Origin of the sequence: Poseidonocella sp. HB161398 (assembly GCF_005870025.1) — a bacterium.
GTDB lineage: Bacteria > Pseudomonadota > Alphaproteobacteria > Rhodobacterales > Rhodobacteraceae > Mangrovicoccus.
Window position 1 is genome coordinate 79,348 of the sequence record NZ_VATA01000014.1, and the last position, 17,192, is coordinate 96,539.

The 17,192-nt window shown below is 69.0% G+C and carries 14 protein-coding genes, 1 pseudogene and 1 riboswitch; of the genes and pseudogenes, 10 read left to right on the forward strand and 5 right to left on the reverse strand.

What is annotated here, in order from left to right; genetic code table 11:
* Positions 1-21: 21 nt before the first annotated feature.
* From FGX59_RS13095 to FGX59_RS13105, 3 genes are all read right to left on the reverse strand, one after another.
* Positions 22-903, reverse strand: a complete 882-nt coding sequence (locus tag FGX59_RS13095) for a DMT family transporter (RefSeq protein WP_138466982.1) — start codon at positions 901-903, stop codon at positions 22-24.
* 536 nt (positions 904-1,439) lie between these two features.
* Positions 1,440-1,940 carry a hypothetical protein gene (locus tag FGX59_RS13100; protein WP_138466983.1) on the reverse strand — a complete coding sequence of 167 codons (501 nt, stop codon included), beginning with the start codon at positions 1,938-1,940 and terminating at the stop codon, positions 1,440-1,442.
* Positions 1,941-2,206: 266 nt separating this feature from the next.
* Entirely contained in the window at positions 2,207-2,617 is a 411-nt protein-coding gene (locus FGX59_RS13105) for a hypothetical protein (RefSeq protein ID WP_138466984.1), read from the reverse strand.
* Positions 2,618-3,047: 430 nt separating this feature from the next.
* Positions 3,048-3,246: riboswitch (cobalamin riboswitch) on the forward strand.
* Between the two features lie 105 nt (positions 3,247-3,351).
* Between FGX59_RS13105 and nrdH the strand changes: the two genes are divergently transcribed.
* The 6 genes and pseudogenes from nrdH to FGX59_RS13135 all read left to right on the forward strand — a co-directional run bounded on the left by nrdH (position 3,352) and on the right by FGX59_RS13135 (position 9,498).
* On the forward strand, positions 3,352-3,576 hold the full coding sequence (nrdH, locus tag FGX59_RS13110; protein WP_138466985.1) for a glutaredoxin-like protein NrdH: 225 nt from the start codon (positions 3,352-3,354) through the stop codon (positions 3,574-3,576).
* Between the two features lie 5 nt (positions 3,577-3,581).
* On the forward strand, positions 3,582-3,977 hold the full coding sequence (nrdI, locus tag FGX59_RS13115; RefSeq protein ID WP_138466986.1) for a class Ib ribonucleoside-diphosphate reductase assembly flavoprotein NrdI: 396 nt from the start codon (positions 3,582-3,584) through the stop codon (positions 3,975-3,977).
* Complete coding sequence (nrdE, locus tag FGX59_RS13120; RefSeq protein WP_138466987.1) at positions 3,977-6,118, forward strand: class 1b ribonucleoside-diphosphate reductase subunit alpha; 2,142 nt, start codon at positions 3,977-3,979, stop codon at positions 6,116-6,118. Before nrdI ends, nrdE begins: the two co-directional genes overlap by 1 nt.
* Positions 6,119-6,129: 11 nt before the next feature.
* Positions 6,130-7,098 (forward strand): class 1b ribonucleoside-diphosphate reductase subunit beta, encoded by a 969-nt coding sequence (gene nrdF / locus FGX59_RS13125; protein ID WP_138466988.1) that lies wholly within the window; start codon positions 6,130-6,132, stop codon positions 7,096-7,098.
* Between the two features lie 107 nt (positions 7,099-7,205).
* A complete protein-coding gene (locus FGX59_RS13130) occupies positions 7,206-8,243 on the forward strand; it encodes an NAD(P)-dependent alcohol dehydrogenase (protein ID WP_138466989.1) in 1,038 nt (345 codons plus the stop codon).
* A 194-nt stretch (positions 8,244-8,437) separates the two neighbouring features.
* Positions 8,438-9,498: pseudogene (locus FGX59_RS13135) on the forward strand (IS110 family transposase).
* A 466-nt stretch (positions 9,499-9,964) separates the two neighbouring features.
* Here the strand turns inward: FGX59_RS13135 and FGX59_RS13140 are convergent.
* A complete protein-coding gene (locus tag FGX59_RS13140; protein ID WP_138466990.1) occupies positions 9,965-10,627 on the reverse strand; it encodes a TetR/AcrR family transcriptional regulator in 663 nt (220 codons plus the stop codon).
* A 131-nt stretch (positions 10,628-10,758) separates the two neighbouring features.
* Here FGX59_RS13140 and FGX59_RS13145 point away from each other — a divergent pair, with 131 nt between their 5' ends.
* From FGX59_RS13145 to FGX59_RS13160, 4 genes are read left to right on the forward strand one after another with little or no spacing between them, the layout of a single operon-like run.
* Positions 10,759-11,790: an HlyD family efflux transporter periplasmic adaptor subunit gene (locus FGX59_RS13145; protein ID WP_138466991.1), complete on the forward strand. Its 1,032-nt coding sequence runs from the start codon at positions 10,759-10,761 to the stop codon at positions 11,788-11,790.
* Positions 11,787-13,571 carry an ATP-binding cassette domain-containing protein gene (locus FGX59_RS13150; protein ID WP_138466992.1) on the forward strand — a complete coding sequence of 595 codons (1,785 nt, stop codon included), beginning with the start codon at positions 11,787-11,789 and terminating at the stop codon, positions 13,569-13,571. The genes FGX59_RS13145 and FGX59_RS13150 overlap by 4 nt, the downstream gene beginning before the upstream one ends.
* A complete protein-coding gene (locus FGX59_RS13155; RefSeq protein ID WP_138466993.1) occupies positions 13,568-14,698 on the forward strand; it encodes an ABC transporter permease in 1,131 nt (376 codons plus the stop codon). Before FGX59_RS13150 ends, FGX59_RS13155 begins: the two co-directional genes overlap by 4 nt.
* Positions 14,699-14,702: 4 nt before the next feature.
* On the forward strand, positions 14,703-15,815 hold the full coding sequence (locus FGX59_RS13160) for an ABC transporter permease (RefSeq protein WP_138466995.1): 1,113 nt from the start codon (positions 14,703-14,705) through the stop codon (positions 15,813-15,815).
* Between the two features lie 34 nt (positions 15,816-15,849).
* Here the strand turns inward: FGX59_RS13160 and FGX59_RS13165 are convergent, their stop codons facing one another.
* Positions 15,850-17,106 carry an ABC transporter substrate-binding protein gene (locus FGX59_RS13165; RefSeq protein ID WP_138466997.1) on the reverse strand — a complete coding sequence of 419 codons (1,257 nt, stop codon included), beginning with the start codon at positions 17,104-17,106 and terminating at the stop codon, positions 15,850-15,852.
* Between the last annotated feature and the right edge of the window lie 86 nt (positions 17,107-17,192).

A 17,192-nucleotide genomic window follows, 5' to 3' on the forward strand; every position in this document is an offset into this window, starting at 1 on the left:
GGGCGCCGTGTCCGGCAGGGCCTAGCCCTGCGCCCGGTGCTCGCGCCAGATGGTGAAGCCGCCGCTGGCGATGATGACGGCGGCGCCGAGGAAGACCGCCGGGTCGGGGATCTCGCGCCAGATCGCCCAGCCGAGCAGCGTCGCCCAGACCAGCGCAGTATAGTCGAGCGGCGCCACCACCACCGCAGGCGCCAGCCGGAACGCCTGGGTGATCATCGTCATCCCCGCCGTGCCGAAGACCGAGATCGCGGCGCAGAGCCAGAGGTCCCGGGCGGCGAGCGGCACCCAGAAGAACGGCACGACCAGCGCGCTCAGGAGCGCCCCCGCCCCGGTCAGGTAAAGGAGCAGCGTCCAGACGCTCTCGCGCGGATCGACCCAGCGGGCGCTGACCATCAGCAGCGCATAGACCAGCGCCGTCGCCACCGGCAGGAGCGAGACCGCGCGGAAGGCCTCGGCGCCCGGGCGCACGGCGATCAGCACCCCGGCAAAGCCCGCCAGCACGGCAAGCCAGCGCCGCCAGCCGACCTGCTCTCGCAGGAAGAGCGCCGAGATCGCGGTGATGAAGAGCGGCGCGACGAAGACCAGCGCCGTCGCCTCGGCCAGGGCGAGATAGCGCAGCCCGGTGAAGAACAGGAAGGCGGCGCCGATCCAGAGCACCCCGCGCAAGAGATGCGCCAGCGGCCGGTGCGAGCGCAGCGCCCCTGCCCCGCCCATCCGCCAGGCGATGGCGATCGCCACCGGCAGCGCCAGCAGGTTGCGCAGGAAGAGGATCTGCATCGGGTGGTAGCTGGCGGCCAGGGTCTTGGCGATGGCGTCATTGACGCAGAGGCAGGCGACGCCCGCGCACATCAGCAGGATCCCGGCCATGCCGTCCCTGGGTCTCGCGTCGGTTGCTGCCTGCATGCCTGTCTCCGTGATCCCGCCGCGGCGAAGTCCGCCGGGCGCCTGCCGGTCTCATGGCAGATCGGCGGGCCCTTCGGCAATGTTGCGCATCTGCCGCAGCCGGGCACCGGACCGGCCAGCGCGAGGGGCACAGCCTCGGGCACCCGTGCAACGCGGGCATGCCAAAGGCCGGTATGCGGCCCCTTGCTCCGGACAGGGACGTGCCGCCGCATCGTGAGTCCCGGCGGCATGCCCTGGAATTGACACGACAGGCCTGCCACCGCTTCTGTCTGCGTCAACGCTTCGCCTCATTGCCCCCGAAGATCGCCTGCCACAGTGCGGCGCAGCGAGAGTGCCCAGGCTGGTGCACCGGCCTCGCGGAGGCGGCCGGTCGCTCGCCCTCGGCACACCTCACGCCATCTGGCAGAGCGCGCGTTTGCCCGGCCTCGGGTTGGCGGCAGCGGTCTTCACCAGATCGGAGAGACAGGCCGGAGAGTGGCATATCGCATGCGGTGCATCGCCCTTGCGGTTGCTCATGGATGGTGTGGTGAATTGAGTCACCGGCCAAGCTTGCCCTTGGCGAGGAGCCCGAAAGCACATCGGAAAGCTTGTCCCTGCGCGCCATCGGCCATCTCCAGCGCCTCGCGCTCCCATATCCGGCGCATTGCGTTCTCGACGCAGCGCAAGACCTGCGCGACCGAGCCGAAGGCGCGCCCGAAGGCCTGGCGGTTGACCCTGCCGCACGCGACTTCGCAGATCGTCTGCCTGGTCATGCTGGCGTCGCAGAGTGCGGTCGGCTCGACGAAGCGATGCAGCCGCATGCCGTCGCCGAGATTGGAGCGCCGGAAAGCGGCCAGCAGCTGTCTCGGCCCGTCTTTCCGCTCGACCCGGGCCGGAAGGAACGTCTCGGAATCCCATTCCGGCGGCTCGCCGCGGACCGCGACGCTTTCCGGCAGCTCCGCCGGCATGGTCGGGAACTGGTCAATCGAGGCGATGTCGCGCCTGGCAGGGATCACCGTGATGACGATGCAAGCCGCCGCGCAGAGCGGGGGGAGCATGATGAAGCCGAGCGGCGGCGGGCAGCCGGTCAGAACCGCGTCATCACGGTCCGCGACCCCGGCAAGCGACTACCGCAGCCGCCGGTCGAAATTGATGCCGGCGCCGTCGGGAGTGCCGTTGAACAGCGCTATCGGCGTTTCGTGCTTGCATTCGGCGAGCTGCGGCGAGGCCAGGATCAGGTCGATCGTCTCGATATGCCTGCGATAGGCACGGCGCCGTCATGGCAAACCTTGCCGTAGAGAATGGCCATGTCCTCTTCGAGGATCTATGGGGCGACACCGAAGAGCGAAGTCGGCGACCCCTTCGGCTCGGCGTCGATGCGCACAAACCGGCAGCCCTGCAGGCCCGGGCCGTAGGCCAGACGCGCCATAGTCGAGGTCGCGGCCGAGCGGCCCTTGAACCTCGACACCGCGATGATCTGCATCTTGCCTCCGGGCCAACGCCCCTTGAGGCAGGTGCCCGGCACCTTGGCATTGGCCCCGACATCGCCGCGGATGCCCTGGCTCCCCGCCGCGGCGCAGATGCGGCGGTTGGCAGTGCGGGATCCGGTATGAGCGATGCTGCTTTCCGCGTGCAGACGGCGAAGGTTGCCCTGGCTGATGCCGAGAAGCCAGGCGGCCTCGGCGGAGGTGGATGACTGCAGGCTCTTGCCTCTTTCCCGGGCCCAGGGCGCCATCTCTCTACGCAGAAGCGCCGATCATATCACTGCCGCGCAGTCCGGGGCTGACCGAGTCCTTGATGCCAGTCCTGCCTTTGGGTTGGAGCGCTTCCTCGTGGATTTCGCTCTCCGTATGCTGCCTTCGCCCGCACCGCGTGTCCGAAGGCGCCGACTGTGAAAGAGGCCCTCCCCCACTGGACGCAGCGCCACGCGGCAACCAGGGCCCGACTCGGCCGCCCGCGGGACAGAGTCCCGGCCGCAGCCGGATCGGGCCAGCCTGCAGGTCCGGGCCTCGGCCTGCGAGGACCCGGCCGGGTCACATGCGCAGCCGCATCAGAAAAGAGGACTGGCCCGATCCGGCCGGCCTCGGGACAGGGGCGCAGCGGCAGCCGGGTCGGGCCTTCGGTGGCGGGCGAGAATGTGGCTGGACATCGCGCGGGCGATCTATACTATATATCGTGCTTCAGGTGGCGGGCGCCGCAAGGTGTTCGCCTAAGAGGGAAGCCGGTGCAAATCCGGCGCTGCCCCCGCAACTGTAAGCGGCGAGCCTGGTTCCATCCGGCCACTGGTCCCTCCGGGGTCCGGGAAGGCGGGGCCGAGGCGCTGACCCGCGAGCCAGGAGACCTGCCTGAGAGCACATGATGTCCACGGGCGGCGGGCCCGGGCGGCAGAGACGGTCCTGTCCTTGCGGACGGGCGCCGTGGCTGGCTCCCTGTTCCGTTCCGCCAAGAAGCTTCGGGGTCCGAGAGCCAATGACCGTCACTGTCTATTCCAAGCCTGCCTGCGTGCAGTGCACCGCCACCCTCCGCGCGCTGGCCGCCAGCGGCATCGCCTACGAGGTGGTCGACCTCACCGAGGATGCCGCCGCCATGGCGCGCGTCACCGCGCTCGGCTACCGCCAGGCGCCGGTGGTGATGGCCGAGGGCCAGCACTGGGCGGGCTTCCGCCCCGACCGGATCGCCACGCTCGCCGCCTGACGGCGATGCAAGGCCTCGCCTATTTCACCTCGGCGAGCGGCAATACCGGACGGTTCATCGACAGGCTCGGCCTGCCCGCCTTCCGCCTCGGCGCGGGGGCGGATCCGTCGGTGCTGCGCGCGCGCCCCTTCGTGCTGGTCTGCCCGAGCTATTCGGACGGAGAGGGCCGCGGCGCCGTGCCGAAACCGGTGATCCGCGCGCTGAACGATCCCGCCATCCGCGCGCAGCTGCTGGGCGTGATCGGTGCCGGCAACCGCAATTTCGGTCCCCTCTTCGGCCATGCCGGACGGGTGATCGCCGAGAAATGCAACGTCCCGCTGCTCTACCGCTTCGAGCTGGCGGGGACCGAGACCGACCTCGCGCGGGTGCGCGGGGGGCTCGCCCAATTCCGGAGGGCATGATGCTCGACCAATCCGCCGGTCCCGCTGCACGGGATCTGGACTACCACGCGCTCAACGCGATGCTGAACCTCTACGATGCCGGGGGGCAGATCCGCTTCGAGGCGGACCGCCAGGCCGCCCGCGCCTATTTCCTGAACCACGTCAACCAGAACACCGTCTTCTTCCACTCGCTCGACGAGAAGCTGGGCTACCTGGTCGACGAAGGATACTACGAGGAAGAGGTGCTGGCGCTCTATCCGCGGGAGGTTCTGCACCGGATCTGGGAGGCCGCCTTCGCGCGCAAATTCCGCTTCCCGACCTTCCTCGGCGCCTTCAAGTACTACACCAGCTACACGCTGAAGACCCGCGACGGGCAGCGCTATCTGGAACGCTACGAGGACCGCGTCGTCATGGTCGCGCTGGCGCTGGCGCGGGGCGATGCCGGGCTGGCGATGCGGATCATGGAGGAGATCCTCTCGGGCCGCTTCCAGCCCGCGACGCCGACCTTCCTCAATGCCGGCAAGAAGAGCCGGGGGGAGCTGGTGTCCTGCTTCCTGCTGCGGATCGAGGACAACATGGAGTCGATCGGCCGGGCGATCAACTCGGCGCTGCAGCTCTCCAAGCGCGGCGGCGGCGTCGCGCTGATGCTGACCAACATCCGCGAGGCCGGGGCGCCGATCAAGGGGATCGAGAACCAGTCCTCCGGCGTGATCCCGGTGATGAAGCTGCTCGAGGACAGCTTCTCCTATGCCAACCAGCTGGGCGCGCGCCAGGGCGCGGGGGCGGTCTACCTGAATGCCCACCACCCCGACATCCTGCGCTTCCTCGACACCAAGCGCGAGAATGCCGACGAGAAGATCCGCATCAAGACACTCAGCCTCGGCGTGGTCATCCCCGACATCACCTTCGAGCTGGCGCGGCGCAACGAGGAGATGTACCTGTTCTCGCCGCATGACGTCGAGCGCGCCTATGGCTGCGCCTTCTCCGAGATCTCCGTCACCGAGAAATACGACGAGATGGTCGCCGACCCGGCGATCCGGAAATCGAAGATCCGCGCCCGCCGCTTCTTCGAGATCCTCGCCGAGATCCAGTTCGAGAGCGGCTATCCCTACCTGATGTTCGAGGACACGGTGAACCGCGCCAATCCGGTGGCGGGGCGGATCACCATGTCCAATCTCTGCTCGGAGATCCTGCAGGTGGCGGAGCCCTCGGAGTTCAGCGACGACCTCTCCTATGCAAGGCTCGGCACCGACATCTCCTGCAATCTCGGCAGCCTCAACATCGCCCGCGCGATGGATGGCGGCGATCTGGGCGCCACGGTGGAGACGGCGATCCGCGCGCTGACGGCGGTGTCGGAAATGTCGTCGATCGACAGCGTGCCCTCGATCCGCCGCGGCAACGAGGAGAGCCATGCGATCGGGCTGGGGCAGATGAACCTGCACGGCTTCCTCGCCCGCGAGCGCATCCATTACGACAGCCCCGAGGCGGTGGAGTTCACCCGCTGCTACTTCGCCGCCGTCGCCTATCACGCGCTGCGCGCCTCGAACGCGCTGGCGCGCGAGCGCGGGCGGAGCTTCCGCGGCTTCGGGGACTCCGCCTATGCCGATGGCAGCTTCTTCGCGAAATACACCGAGCGCGACTGGCTGCCGGAAAGCGGCACCGTCACCGCGCTCTTCGAGCGGATGGGGGCGGAGCTGCCGACCCGCGGCCACTGGGCGGCCCTGCGCGACGCGGTGATCGAGGACGGGCTCTTCAACCGCAACCTGCAGGCGGTGCCGCCGACCGGCTCGATCAGCTACATCAACAACGCCACCTCCTCGATCCATCCGATCGTCTCGAAGATCGAGATCCGCAAGGAGGGCAAGATCGGCCGCGTCTACTATCCCGCGCCCTACATGACGAACGACAATCTCGGCTACTACCGCGACGCCTACGAGATCGGCCCCGAGGCGATCATCGACATCTACGCGGCGGCGACCGAGCATGTCGACCAGGGGCTCAGCCTGACGCTGTTCTTCCCCGACAGCGCCACCACGCGGGATATCAACCGCGCCCAGATCCGCGCCTGGCGGGCGGGGATCAAGACCATCTACTACGTGCGGCTCAGGCAGGCGGTGCTGGAAGGCACCGAGGTCGAGGGCTGCGTCTCGTGCAGCCTGTGAGGACGCCCGCAATGAAGGACATGGCCCCCGCAACCGCGCTCAGGGCGGTGAACTGGAACCGGCTGGAGGACGAGAAGGACCTCGAGGTCTGGAACCGGCTGACCTCGAATTTCTGGCTGCCCGAGAAGGTGCCGCTGTCGAATGACGTGCCCTCCTGGGCGACGCTGCGCGCGGAAGAGCGCGAATTGACGATCCGGGTCTTCACCGGGCTGACGCTGCTCGACACGGTGCAGAACACGGTCGGCGCGCCCGCGCTGATGGCCGATGCCGTGACGCCCCACGAAGAGGCGGTGCTGTCGAATATCGCCTTCATGGAGGCGGTGCATGCGCGCTCCTATTCCTCGATCTTCTCGACGCTCTGCTCTACCGAGGAGGTCGATGCCGCCTTCCGCTGGTCGGAGGAGAACCCGCATCTGCAGAAGAAGGCCGCGCTGGTGCTCGACGCGTACCGCGCCGGGGATCCGCTGCAGAAGAAGGCGGCCTCGGTCTTCCTGGAAAGCTTCCTCTTCTATTCGGGCTTCTACCTGCCGATGTGGTGGTCGAGCCGCGCCAAGCTGACCAACACCGCCGACCTGATCCGGCTGATCATCCGCGACGAGGCAGTGCATGGCTACTATATCGGCTACAAGTTCCAGCAGGGGCTGGCGCAGGTCTCCGCGGCCGAGCGCGCGCGGATCAAGGACTTCGCCTTCTCGCTGATCTTCGATCTCTACGAGGTCGAGACCCGCTACACGGCCGAGCTCTACGACGGCCCCGGGCTGACCGGAGACGTGCGCCATTTCCTGCACTACAACGCCAACAAGGCGCTGATGAATCTCGGATACGAGCCGCTCTTCCCGGCGGAGGCGGCCGAGGTCAATCCGGCGATCCTCTCGGCGCTCAGCCCCGGCAGCGAGAACCACGACTTCTTCTCGGGCTCGGGATCGAGCTACGTGATCGGCCGCGCGGTCGCCACCGAGGACGAGGACTGGGACTTCTGAGCGCGCGCCCCGCCTTTTCGTTTGCCTCCGCCCCCCGCGGCTCCTAGCACGGGGGGAACAGGCCCGCTGGGAGGCGGGCCCCGGAGAGGCAGAGGGAGGAGCCGCGGATGCAGGCGCTGGTGCTGGAGGAAAAGGGCAGGCTGTCGCTGAGGGAGGTGCCCGCGCCGGGACGTCCTGGCCCGCGCGAGGTGCGCATCGCCGTCCATACGGTCGGGATCTGCGGCTCGGACGTGCATTACTACACCCATGGCCGGATCGGCCATTTCGTCGTCGAGGCGCCGATGATCCTCGGCCACGAGGCCGCGGGCACGGTGGTCGAATGCGGCGCCGGGGTCGAGACGCTGAAGGTCGGGGACCGCGTCTGCATGGAGCCGGGCATTCCCGATCCGGATTCGCGCGCCTCGAAGCTCGGGCTCTACAATGTCGACCCGGCGGTCCGCTTCTGGGCGACGCCGCCGGTCGATGGCTGCCTGATGCCCGAGGTCGTCCATCCGGCGGCCTTCACCTACAAGCTGCCCGACAGCGTCTCCTTCGGCGAGGGCGCGATGGTCGAGCCTTTCGCCATCGGCCTTCAGGCGGCGCTGCGCGCGCGGATCCAGCCGGGCGACATCGCGGTCGTCACCGGCGCCGGGCCGATCGGCATGATGGTCGCGCTGGCCGCGCTGGCCGGGGGCTGCGCCAAGGTCATCGTCGCCGATCTGGCGCAGCCGAAGCTCGACATCATCGGCGGCTATGCCGGGATCGAGACGGTGAATATCCGCGAGAGGAGCGCCGCGGCGGCAGTGGCGGCAGCGACCGGCGGCTGGGGCGCGGATGTGGTCTTCGAATGCTCGGGCGCCGCGCCCGCGGTGCTGGGCCTGCCGGCGCTGGCCCGGCCCGGCGGCGCGGTGGTGCTGGTCGGCATGCCGGTGGAGCCGGTGCCGATGGACATCGTCGGGCTGCAGGCGAAGGAGCTGCGCGTCGAGACGGTCTTCCGCTATGCCAATGTCTATGACCGCGCCGTCGCGCTGATCGCCTCGGGCAAGGTCGACCTGACCCCGCTGATCTCCGCCACGCTGCCCTTCGCCGAGAGCATCGCCGCCTTCGAGCGCGCGGCCGAGGCACGCGAAACGGATGTGAAGCTGCAGATCGCCCTGCCCGGCTGAGCCGCCGCCGCGTCCTGCGATCCGCCCCCCTGCCCTGGCGCAGGAAACGTCCCGCATCCCCCGGATCCGGCGAGTCCGGCGGTTTAGGCTATCAGATGCCGTAACGGGCCGGACGCTGCACCGCCGTTACCTCTTGCCGGAGACCGCGCCTGCTGCTGCCATTCCCGTTTCCAATTCTTGCGGAGGATGATGGGATGAAGCTCTTTGTCGGACTGGATGTATCGCTTTCGAAGACGGCGGTTTGCGTGCTCACCGAGCATGGCAAGATCGTCAGGGAGGTGGAAGTGGCCAGCGAACCGGAACCGCTGATCACATTGCTCACGGACCTGGATGGAACGACCGAGGCGATCGGGCTTGAAGCGGGACCGTTGTCGCGACGGCTGCACCGAGCGATGACCGATGCCGGCTTGTTCCCCGTCCTGATGGAAACCCGGCAGGTGAAGGGCGCCTTGAAGGCGATGCCGATCAAGACGGATCGCCGCGATGCCGAAGGGATCGCGGCGATCCGTCTTGATCGGCTGGTTTCGCCCGGTCCACTGCAAGTCCATTTCCGCACAAGAGGTCCGCGCTTTACTTGCAGCCCGAAAGTCCATTCAGAACGGCATTATCGCAATCGAAATGTCTCTGCGCGGTCTCCTGCGGAACTTTGGTCTCAAGGTGGGCGCCATCTCGCGCGGCAGGTTCGAGGCGCGGATCCGGGAGCTGGTGGCAGGCAACATGATGCTCGACGCCGCAGCAGAACCCATGCTGCGCGTTCGAGCGGCCCTTCGCCTGGAGTTGGCCGGACTGGAGAAGAGGGTCAGGCAGATGGCCTCCGAAGACCCTGTCTGCCGGCGTCTGATGACCATGCCCCCTCGCGGGACATTGCTGCGCAATGCCCTGCCGGGCAGCGGGTGTGGGTGCGGTCGTGGCACTCACTTATCGCTCCGCCGTCGACGACCCGACGCGCTTCCATTCGTCGAAGAATGTCGGCCCTTGGGTCGGCCTGACACCCTCGCGCAGCCAGTCCGGCGAGCGTGATGTCTCTGGCGGCATAACGAAGGCTGGAGACGTGAATCTCCGACGTGCCCTCTGCCAGGCCGCAACGGTCATGCTGAATAGAGCACGAGGCAACCCGCTTCGGACTTGGGCCACCCATGTTGCCAAACGTCGCGGGCGGAAGCGCGCGATGGTGGCTCTGGCCCGACGCATGGCTGTCGTGCTGCACCGCATGTGGGTCGATGGCTCGAGCTTCAGGATGGAAGCCATCATCTGACACGACCTGTACCGCCTGCCTCGCTGCAGGCTCGCGAGGTCCCGAAGGGACGCGGTTCCCGTGATGTCGTGGTCTGGACCGTCGTCAGCCTGGCTGAGCACGCCTATGAGATGGACACACCGGAACTGCATCGTACCAGCATCTTGTCGGCAGCCCGCAGGCTGACCACGGACCGAAGCATGTTCCCGAAGGACCTTGAACACGAGCCGCGACGAGGCAATCGAAGTGACAGCACCAAAGGAACCCGCAAGCGGGATTGGATCTCTTGACCGAAATCGCTTGATCGACGGGGACCCGTTACCGAAGGATGGTTAACAATTTTGCACGCTCCGCATGTCCGGCACAGGCGCTCCGGGTCTGCCCGCCATGATCGCGGGCATCCGGCCGGCGGCGGCTGTCCCTGGCCGGCCCGCATCGCGCGGCCCTCACGCCAGGGGCCGCGCCTTTTTCCGCCGCCCCTGACCGCTCACTCCGACACGGCGGCCAGCCCGGCCATGGCAAAGCGGTGGAAATGCTCGGCCAGCGCGCCGCGCGGCATCTCCGACAGCATCGCGGCGAAAGGGAAGAGCTGGCTGCGCCCCGCCACCACGAGCATCGCGCAGGGGCCGAGCACGCTCAGGAGGCAGCGCAGCAGCCGCGGATCCTCGCGCGGCAGCGCGGTGATCTCCGACAGGATCCCCAGCACGATCTCCAGCTTGGCGGCGATCTCGGCGCGCGGCAGCGCCGCCAGATGCGCGCTCGGCGCCAGCAGCTCGCGCCCCAGCACCCGCGCGGGCCAGCCGCCGGCATCCGCCGTGGTCTCGGCCAGCCCCTCGATCAGCCGCCGCAGCTTCTCCGGGGCCGGCAGCGGCGCGCGCGCCAGCGCCTGCAGCCGGTCGGTGCTGACCAGCCGGTCATGCGCCTCGAGCAGCACCGCACGGTAGAGCCCGGCGCGGTTGCCGAAATGGTAGTTGATCGAGGCCAGATCCGCCCCCGCCGCGGCGGCGACCACCTTGCTCGGCGTCTCGGCGAACCCGTGCTCGGCGATCAGCGCCCCGGCCGCCTCCAGGATGCGCCCACGCGTCGCCTCGCCATCGGTGCGCAGCACCCGCCCCGGCTTCGCCCCCTCGCCCTCTGCCTCTTCCGCCATCCTGCGCCCTCCCCTTTTTGTCGCGGCACATTCGGCATCCGGCATATTGATGCGGTCGCCGAGGTAGTTTAAATCTGGTTTAATCTATCTCGGCAACCGGCAGGCCGCAACCTCGGCAACAGGAGCCCCCGATGAAGAAACTCCTCGCGTTCGTTCTCGCAGCGGCCCTTCTGGGGGGCGGCGGCTGGTGGTGGTTCTCCCGCGGCAATGGCGAGGAGGGCGTCGTGGTGCTGCATGGCAATGTCGATATCCGCCAGGTCTCGCTGGCCTTCGACGGGTCCGGGCGGATCACCGAGCTGGGCGCCGAGGAGGGCGACGCGGTCTCCCGGGGCCAGGTGATCGGCAAGCTCGACACCACCACGCTGGAGCTGCAGGCGCGCCAGGCCGAGGCCCAGGTCGAGGCCGCGCGCCAGACGCTGAACCAGCTCAGGAACGGCACGCGCCCCGAGGAAATCGCCCAGGCCCGCGCCCAGCTTGCCTCGGCCGAGGCGACGGCCGAACGCGCCAAGCAGGATCTGGCCCGCGCCCGCAGCCTCCTGACCTCGGCCAGCGCGGCGGTCAGCGGCCAGGCGGTGGACCACGCCCAGGCCGAATTCGACGTCGCCAATGCCTCGGTCGACGAGGCCCGCGCCGCGCTGGAACTGGCCGAGGCCGGGCCGCGCGAGGAGGAGATCGCCTCGGCCGAGGCCGATCTGGCCGCCGCGGAGGCGGCGCTGGCGCTGCTGCGCCACCAGATCGACCAGGGCACGCTGCGCGCCCCGATCGACGCCGTGGTCCGCTCGCGGCTGCTGGAGCCCGGCGACCAGGCCAGCGCCTCGATCCCGGTCTTCGCGCTGGCCGTGACCGATCCGAAATGGATCCGCCTCTATGCCAGCGAGACCGATCTGGGCCGCATCCGCCCGGGCCAGGCGGCCGAGGTCAGCACCGACAGCCATCCCGGCGAGGTCGTCGAGGGCAAGGTCGGCTACATCTCCTCGGTGGCCGAATTCACCCCCAAATCCGTCCAGACCGAGGAGCTGCGCACCAGCCTGGTCTACGAGGTCCGCGTCACCGTCGACGACACCGAGAACCGCCTGCGCCTGGGCCAGCCGGTCACGGTGCGGCTGGTCGCCAATGACGCCGCCGCCCCCGCAGCCAGCGGCGCGGATGGCAGCGGATCGTGAGCGCCCGGCCCCCCATCGTTGCCGCCGAGGGGCTGAGAAAGACCTTCGAGGGCCCGGATGGCGGCGAGGTCGCGGCCCTGGACGGGCTGACCCTGCAGATGCGCCCGGGCGAGCTGACCGCGCTGGTCGGGCCCGACGGGGCGGGCAAGACGACGCTGATCCGGATGGTGGCGGGGCTCCTGAGGCCCGAGGCCGGGACGCTGCAGGTGCTGGGGCGCGACGTGACCGCCGACCCGCAGGGGGTGCAGGACCGCATCAGCTACATGCCGCAGCGCTTCGGGCTCTATGACGATCTCAGCGTGCAGGAGAACCTGGATCTCTATGCCGATCTGCATGGCGTGCCCGGCGAAGAGCGGCGCGAGCGCTTCGCCCGGATGCTGGAGATGACCGATCTGGCGCGCTTCACCGCGCGGCCCGCGGGCAAGCTCTCGGGCGGGATGAAGCAGAAGCTGGGGCTCGCCTGCACGCTGGTGCGCTCGCCCGAGCTCCTGCTGCTCGACGAGCCCAGCGTCGGCGTCGACCCGCTGTCGCGGCGCGACCTTTGGAAGATCGTCCAGCAGCTCGTCGACGAGGAACAGCTGAGCGTGCTGGTCAGCACCGCCTACATGGACGAGGCCGAGCGCTGCGCCCAGGTCTGGGTGCTCAACCGCGGCAAGGTGCTCGACCGCGGCACGCCGGAGGAGCTGCGCGCCCGCGCCCGCGGCCTGACCTTCCTGGCGGTGCCGCCCGCGGGGATGCGCGCGCGCGAGCTGCAGGCGCGGATGGTCGACGCCCCGCGCGAGGTGGTCGATGCGGTCCCGGCCGGCGGCCGGGTGCGCTTCATCCGCCAGCCCGGGGCCGACGAGGCGGCGCTCGGCACGCTCCTTGCCGGGGCCGAGCTCCTGCCGCGCGAGGAGGAGCTCGAGGACACGTTCATGATGCTGCTGCGCCAGCATGCGGCCGAGACCGCCGGCGACCCCGCCGCGGCCCCGGCGCCCGCGCCCGCGCTCGATCCCGCCCGCGGGGCGGCGCCCGCCGCCGCGGCCGGGCCGGTGATCGAGGTGCGCGACCTGGTGCGCAAGTTCGGCGATTTCACCGCCGTCGCCAGCACCTCCTTCGACGTGATGCCGGGCGAGATCTTCGGCCTTCTGGGCCCGAACGGCGCGGGCAAGACGACGACCTTCCGCATGCTCTGCGGCCTCCTTCCCGCGACCAGCGGCAAGCTCGACGTGGGCGGGCGCGACCTGCGCAGCGCCCGTGCAAGGGCCCGCGCCGGGATCGGCTATGTCTCGCAGAAATTCGCGCTCTACGGCAATCTTTCGGTGCGCGAGAACCTGGAATTCTTCGGCGGCGCCTACGGGCTGCGCGGGCGGGCGCTGAAGGCCCGCGTCGCCGCCGCGCTGGAGGAGTTCGAGCTTGATCCCGGGGCGCGCAGCGGCGACCTGCCCGCGGGCTACAAGCAGCGGCTGGCGATGGCGGCGGGGCTGCTGCACCAGCCGGGGATCCTCTTTCTCGACGAGCCGACGAGCGGCATCGACCCGCTGGCGCGGCGCGCCTTCTGGCGGACGATCACCGCGCTCTCGGCGCAGGGCGTGACGGTGATCGTCACCACCCATTTCATGGAAGAGGCCGAGTACTGCGACCGGATCGCCATCCAGGACGCGGGCGAGATGCTGATCATCGGCACCCCGCGCGAGGTGCGCGCCGAGGCCGGGACGGCCGGCACCGACATGAACGCCGCCTTCATCGGCATCGTCGAGCAGGCGCGGGCCCGGCGGCGGGACGCGGAGGCGGCGGCATGAGGCTGTCCGGCACGCTCTCGCGCCTTGCCGCGCTGACCCGCAAGGAGACCCGGCAGATGCTGCGCGACCGCAGCAACCTGATGGTCGGCTTCCTGCTTCCCTTGGTGCTGATCCTGCTCTTCGGCTACGGGCTGTCCTTCGACGTCAAGGATGCCCGCATCGCGGTGGTGATGCAGAACGACTCGCTGCCCGCGCGCGAGGCGGCGATGGGGCTGACCGGCTCGGACTACCTCTCGCCGGTCTGGATCCACTCGATGCAGCAGGCCGAGGAGATGATGATGGCCGGCGAGGTCGACGCGATCCTGCGGGTGCCGCACGACTTCCTGCGCCAGCTCGCGCTCGGCGACGCGCGGGTGCAGCTGATCCTCAACGGCGTCGACTCGAACACCGCCAGCTCGGTGGAAAGCTATGTCAGCGGCGCGCTCGCCGTGCCCTTCGCCCAGCTCGCCGACCGCCGGGGCGGCAAGGCGGCGTCTTCGGGCCAGGCGGTGATCGTGCAGCGCACCTGGTTCAACGAGCCGGGCGAGAGCACCTGGTTTCTGGTGCCCGGGCTGATCGTGCTGATCCTGACGCTGGTCGGCGCGCTCCTGACCTCGCTTCTGGTCGCGCGGGAATGGGAGCGGGGCACGATGGAGTCGCTCTTCGTCACCCCGGTCCGGCCGCTGGAGCTGGTGCTGTCGAAGCTCGCCCCCTACATGGTGATCGGCGCGATCGACCTGGCCATGTGCCTGGCGACGGCGCGCTGGCTCTTCGAGGTGCCGATGCGCGGGTCGCTCGCCGCCATTGTCGGGGTCTCGATGCTCTACCTGCTGGTCTCGCTGTCGCTGGGGCTCCTGATCTCGGCGGCGATGCGCAACCAGTTCGCCGCCAGCCAGCTGGCGCTGCTGACCAGCTTCATGCCGGCGATCATGCTCTCGGGCTTCGTCTTCGACCTGCGCAACGTGCCGGTGGTGATCCAGGTCGTGTCGCAGTTCCTGCCCGCCACCCATTTCATGGGGCTGATCAAGACGCTTTTCATGGCCGGCGACAACTGGCCCGAGATCTGGCGCACCAGCGCGATCCTCGCGCTCTATGCCGTCATCCTGATCGCGCTGACCCGCCGCGCGCTGAAGAAGAAGCTGGACTGAGCCCATGGCCGGAGCCCTCGCCTATCTCGCCCAGATCCTGTTCCTGATCCGCAAGGAGCTGCGCGACCTCTTCAAGGACCGCTCCAGCCGGGCGCTGCTGATCGCCCCGGCGATCATCCAGTCGCTGCTCTTCGGCTATGGCGGCACCTTCGACCTGACCCATGTGCCCTATGCGCTGCTCGACCAGAGCCGCGGCAGCGCCTCGCGCGAGCTGGTCGCGCGGCTCGACGGCACCGGCGTCTTCGAGCGCGAGGCGACGCTGTCGAGCGCCAGCCAGATCGCCGGGCAGATCGATGCCGGGCGGGTGCTGCTGGCGGTGTCGATCCCGCCGGATTTCGAGACGCTGCTGGCGGCGGGCAGCGAGGCGCCGGTGCAGGTGATCCTCGACGGGCGGAACTCGGCCACGGCCAGCGCCGCGGCGGGCTATGTCGCCTCGGTCGTGGCCGCCTTCAATGCCGAGCGCGGCAATGCCCCGGCGGTGACCATCGACCGGCGCGCCTGGTTCAACCCCAACCTGCAGTCGCGCTGGAACCTGATGCCCGCGCTGATCGCGGCGCTGAGCATGCTGCAGACGCTGATGCTCTCGGCCATGTCGGTGGCGCGCGAGCGCGAGCAGGGCACCTTCGACCAGCTCCTCGTCACGCCGCTGACGCCCACGCAGATCCTGATCGGCAAGGCGCTGCCCACGATGGCGGTGGGCATCCTGCAATCGACGCTGATCTTCCTGGTGATCCTGTTCTGGTTCCGCATCCCGATCAGCGGCTCGGTGCCGCTGCTCTACCTGGGCCTGGCCAGCTTCACCCTGGCCTCGGTCGGCATCGGCCTGTCGATCTCGGCGGTGTCGCTGAACATGCAGCAGGCGATGCTCTACACCTTCCTGCTGGTGATGCCGCTGATGCTGCTGTCGGGGATGATCACGCCGGTCGCCAACATGCCCGAGATCCTGCAGATCGCCACCTATGCCAATCCGCTGCGCTTCGGCATCGACCTGGTGCGGCGGGTCTACCTTGAGGGCGCGGGCCTGTCGGACATCGCCTTCGACTTCGTGCCGCTGCTGTGCATCGCGGCGGTGACGCTGCCGCTGGCGGCCTGGCTCTTCCGCAACCGCCTGTCATGAGGGGCGCGGCCCGGGACGGGGCCGCGCCGGGGGCTCAGTTGCTCAGCTCGGCATCGATCGAGGCGATGTCGGATTCGAGCCGCGCATAGGTGTCCTCCAGCGACATCTCGCCGACGATCAGCTGGGTCATGCGCTGGACGATGGAGGACTGCACCGCCTGGATGCCGGGGAAGGCCGACCATTCGCGGATCTCGTCGGTGACATTCGGCGCGTTGCGGGCGAAGACCTTCATCGCCTCGGCCGCGCTGGGATCGTCGAGCTGGTATTCCAGGTCCTGGATATTGGCGCCGGGGATGATGATGAAGCGCTCGGCCAGCTCGCGCACGACCTTCTCGGAGCCGAGGAACTCCACCAGCTTGGCGACCGCCTCGGGGTGGTCGGTGGTGTTGAAGGCCGCCAGGAAGGTGCCGCCGGGCATCGGCACGCAGCCGCCCGGCCCGCAGGGCGCGTCCAGCACCGTCCATTCGAAATCCTGGCCGATCTTGGCCCGGAACGGGTTCACCATCCAGTTTCCCGCGAAATAGGTGGCGACATTGGCATCGACGAACTCGTCGCCCATGTTCTTGTAGCGCGACCCACCCGCGGCGCCCCACATCTCCTTCGGGAAGGCGCCCTCCTGGGTCCAGCGGTACATGTCGGCGATATAGGCCTTGGCCGCGTCGTCGGGGAAGGCCAGGTGCCCGTCCACCTCGTAATGCGCGCCATAGGAGAAGGCCGGGCCGGTGAAGCGGTGGCCCGAGCGGTCCATGGTGAAGGGGATGTCGATCCCGGTCGCGTCCGCCACGCGCTGCGAGGCCTCGACGATCTCGTCCAGCGTCGCGCCGGGCTCGGGCAGCGGCTCGCCCGCCTGCTCCCACAGCGTCTTGTTGACGAAAGGCAGGTTCAGCGTCTGCGACAGCATGAAGCCGCCGATCTTGTCCGCGGGCGCATCCGCGGTCTTCAGCAGGTTCAGCGTGCTGCCATGGAGCGCGGCGAAGCCGTCGGGATCGGCCATGTAGGGCCGCAGGTCCAGCGTGTAGCGCATCAGCCCGTGATCGGCGATCTTCGCCAGATCCGGCCCCTCGCCCACGGCGAGCTGCAAGGGCAGCTGCTCGACCAGCTGGGAATAGCCGGCGGTGATGAACTCCACCTCGATATCGGGATTGGCGGCTTCGAACTCGTCCACCAGCTCTCCCATCCGCTCGATATAGGCGGGGTCGTCATCGGTGAAGGCGAAGCTGATCGTGTCCTTGGCGGCGGCAGCCCCGGCCAGAAGGGCCAGGGTGCTCGCGGCGGTCGCAAGCTTGAGCATGTATTCCTCCCTAGTGCGCAAAAAGTTTCGCAACACATCTGGACAATTGTGCAAAGCTGTGGCTGTGTCAACGCCATTGTGGCGCT